This window comes from Actinomadura sp. BRA 177, from assembly GCF_013372625.1.
Classification (GTDB): Bacteria; Actinomycetota; Actinomycetes; order Streptosporangiales; family Streptosporangiaceae; genus Spirillospora.
Genome location: NZ_JABXFD010000527.1, coordinates 1 through 3,886 on the forward strand (window position 1 = coordinate 1; position 3,886 = coordinate 3,886).

Annotated in this window: 1 protein-coding gene; it reads left to right on the top strand. The window is 71.5% G+C overall.

Annotated features, from left to right (window positions below):
- Positions 1-957 precede the first annotated feature (957 nt).
- Entirely contained in the window at positions 958-3,558 is a 2,601-nt protein-coding gene (locus HUX53_RS30160; RefSeq protein WP_176406613.1) for a transglycosylase domain-containing protein, read from the top strand.
- Positions 3,559-3,886: the final 328 nt, after the last annotated feature.

Here is a 3,886-nt window from a genome sequence, read left to right on the forward strand (position 1 = left end):
GGATGTGTATAAGAGCCAGGTTCGGGGAGAACTGGCCGCTTGGCGCGGACTGGCCCAGGGGGTCGCCCGGCGCCGGGCGACCCCCTGGGCCAGTCCGCGCCAAGCGGCCAGTTCTCCCCGAGCGGCTCGTCGGACCCCCTGGGCACGCCCGGCCGGTACACGCCGAGCGGCTCGTCCGCATCGAGTGGCTCGTCCGACGTGCTGGGCGCAGGCGGACACGCCGCCGGCGGCTCTGGTGCATCGGGTGGTCAGTACACGCCCGGCGGATCTTCGGCCTCGGGCGGGCATGCCGCCGGCGGGGCCGCCGCGCCGGGTGGGCACTTCGCGTCCGGGGCCCCTGGTGGAAGCGGCGCATCGGGCGGACCTGGCGGGTCCGGGTCTTTCGGCGCGGGTGGCCATGTCGCGCCCGGTGCGTTGGGTTCGTCTCGTGACTCTGGCGGGTCGGCCGCGTCGACTTCGGTCGGGCCTGCCGTGTCGGACGGGCCGAGTGCATGGAGCGGCCCCGGCGGGTCTGGCACGCCGAGCGTCGGCGGGTCGTCCGCGCCCGGTGCGTTGGGTGGGTCTCGTGATTCTGGTGGGTCGGCCGCCTCGACTTCGGTCGGGCCTGCCGTGTCGGACGGGCCGAGCGCGTGGAGCGGCCCCGGCGGGTCTGGCACGCCGAGCGTCGGCGGGCCGTCCGCGCCCGTCCCCGGTGGGTTGGGTGGAAGTCGTGGGATGCCCGCGCCCGGTGGTCCGGCGTCCGGCGCGACTGGTGCGTCGGGTGGGGCGCCCGCGTTCGGTGGGCCTGGCGCGATGGGTGCTGGCGGGCCTGCCGCTCCCGGCGGGCCTGGTGCTGTGGGTAGGCATGGTGCTCCTGGGATGCCTGCGGGCGGTGGCGCGCCGGTGCCTGGGGGACGGACGGGTGGCCCTGGTGGTGCGCCCGGTGGTTTTGGCCCTGGCATGCCTCATGCGGCTGGGATGGGCGGGGTTCCCGGTGGGCCGCCCGCGTTGAACGGGCCCGGCGCGGCCGGGATGGGCGCGGCCGGGATGGCCGGCGCCGCCGGTGCGGCCGGGTTCCGGGCGGCGCCCAAGCCCGGAGTGCGGGAGAAGCTCGGCGAGCTCGGGAAGACCGGGCAGGAGCTCGGCGCGAAGGTCACCGAGAAGTTCCGGAGCAAGGGCGTCCGGGCGGCGAACCGGTCCGGGGCGCCGGTGCCGGGCGGTCCCGGAGGTCCCGGAGGTCCTGGAGGCCCCGGCAGGCCGGGTGGCCCGGGCGGGCCCGGGATGCCGCCGGGGGCGCCCAAGAAGAAGGGGATGCTCGGGCATCTGCGGTCCCGGGAGACGGGATGGCGGCGGTTCATCCCGTCCTGGAAGGTGGTCGCCGGCGTCAGCGGTCTCGGCATCGCGGCGTTCGTCACGCTGATCTGGGTCGCCTACGCGAACACGCCGACGCCCGCCGAGCCGACGGTCGCGGGCGTCGAGGACCAGGCGTCGATCTTCTACTACACCGACGGCACCGAGATCGGGCGGATCGGCAAGAAGCGGCAGAGCGTCGAGCTGGAGAAGATCCCGCCGTACGTCCAGGACGCGGTGCTGGCGGCGGAGAACCGCAGCTTCCGCACCGATCCCGGGTTCTCGATCAAGGGCACCACGCGCGCGGTGTGGGACAACCTGACCGGCGGGTCCGGCGGCGGCTCCACGATCACGCAGCAGCTCGCGAAGAACTACTACTCCGACCCGGCCAACCGGACGGTGAGCAGGAAGTTCAAGGAGCTGTTCATCTCGGTGAAGCTGGAGGACAAGTACAGCAAGGACGAGATCCTCAAGCTCTACCTGAACACGATCTACTTCGGCCGCGACACGTACGGCATCCAGGCGGCGTCCCGCGAGTACTTCGGCAAGAACGTGTGGGAGCTGAAGCCCGACCAGGCGGCCGTCCTCGGCGGCATCATCCAGAACCCGAACCGGGACCCGGGCGCCAAGGAGAGCAAGGCGTGGGTGACCGGGCGGTACCAGTACACGCTCAAGGGCATGGTCTCGATGGGCAAGCTGAGCCAGGCCGACGCCGACAAGTACATGCAGCGGCTGCCGAAGATCAGCAAGCCGGGCAGCGGCAACCAGCTGTACGGCGGCCAGCGCGGCTACATGCTGATGCGCGCCAAGGAGGAGCTGAGCCGGCAGGGCATCGACAGTAAGGAGCTGACGACCGAGGGCCTGCGCGTCTACACGACGTTCGACCGCAAGCGGATGGCGATGGCCAAGCACGCGGCGGAGAAGACCGTCCCGCAGGTGAACCCGGAGAAGCTCGCGAAGAAGAAGATCCGCGTCGGGCTGGTGTCGGTGAACTCGGCGAACGGCGAGGTCGTGGCGTTCTACGGCGGTCCGGGCTACCTGGAGCAGGAGTTCAACAACGTCTGGCAGGGCAAGGCGCAGGCCGGGTCCGCGATGAAGCCGTACGTGCTGGCGACGGCGCTGAAGCAGAACTACAGCCTGAAGAGCATGGTCGAGGGACGGTCGAAGACGCCGATCGGCCCGGACGGCAACGTGGTGTCGAAGGACGACCCGAAAGCCACGATCGTCCCGAACAGCCATGACGTGGGCCCCGCGATCAACCTGATCACCGCGACGCAGGACTCGGTGAACACCGCGTTCATCCAGCTGATGGGCAAGGTGGGCATCGAAGAGGTGATCAAGACGGAGACGGACGCCGGCATCGCGTCCGACCTGCTCGAACCGCACAAGTGCTGCCTGAACCTGGCGCTGGGCGTCAACAGCATCCGCCCGATCGAGCAGGCGTCGGGCTACGCGGTGTTCGCCAACGGCGGCGTGTACTACCAGCCGCACGTGATCCGCGTCGTGAGGTACAGCAACAACAAGGACGTCCGGCTGAAGCCGGAGGTCGAGAAGCACCGGGTGTTCAGCCCGAAGGTCGCGGCGGACGCCACGTACGCGATGCAGCAGGTCATCAAGGGCGGTACCGCGACGGCGGCGGCGCTGCCGGACGGGCGCCAGGCGGCCGGCAAGACCGGTACCACCGACCGGAACGTCTCGTCGTGGTTCGTCGGATACGTCCCGCAGATCTCGACCGCGGTGACGATCTACAACGACGCGGTCGGCCCGGACGGGAAGAAGAAGTCGGTGATCCTGCCGGGGATCGGCCAGGTGGAGGGCGGCACGATCCCCGCCCGCATCTGGCGGTCCTACATGTCGCACGCGCTGAAGGGCCTGGACGCGAAGGCGTTCCCGCCGCCGGCGTGGGGCGGGATCGTGCAGAAGTGGGCGAAGCCGCCCAAGAAGAAGAAGGACGACGACCGGCCGCCGTGGTGCAACGACCCGATCGGCCAGCACGACCCGCGCTGCCAGGGCGACGGCGACGACGGCGACCGGGGCGACCTCCCGCCGTGCCAGTCGCCGTTCTCCAACGGCAACTGCGACCCGAACAAGCCGCCGAGCAACCCGCCGCCCCGGTGGTGGTGCCAGATCCACCGGGGGGATCCGGCCTGTCGCAACCGAGGAGGCGGCCGCGGCGCCGAGACCGAGAGTCTCTCGCCGCTGATCCCCCTGGCCAGGCCGCGGGAATGAACCCGCGGACCACCGTCACCCGAACCGTCCACTGAAACTTGGGGGTGTGACATGAAGCATGATCGCGAATTGCCGCACGCCAGCGGCCCCGAACGCGCCTTCCCGCCCGGCCGGCGGAAGGGCAGCCCTGCCTCATCGGCCTCCCCCGCACCAGGGGCGCAGTACGCTCGGACGACGCATAGCCGTCCCCCAGTTGATGAGGCCGCGTGAGTAACCCAAGCCGATACGGACCGGACCACGGAGACAGTGCCGGCCGGCGGGGCTCCCCCCGCCCCGGTTCCGCGGGCGTGCCGTCCGGCGGGCAGCGCGGCGGGCCGTCCGGCTCGCC

What these genes read in the sequence shown, in the direction of transcription:
- HUX53_RS30160 (WP_176406613.1), top strand. Translation starts at nt 958, where the DNA reads ATGGGCGGGGTTCCCGGTGGGCCGCCCGCGTTGAACGGGCCCGGCGCG.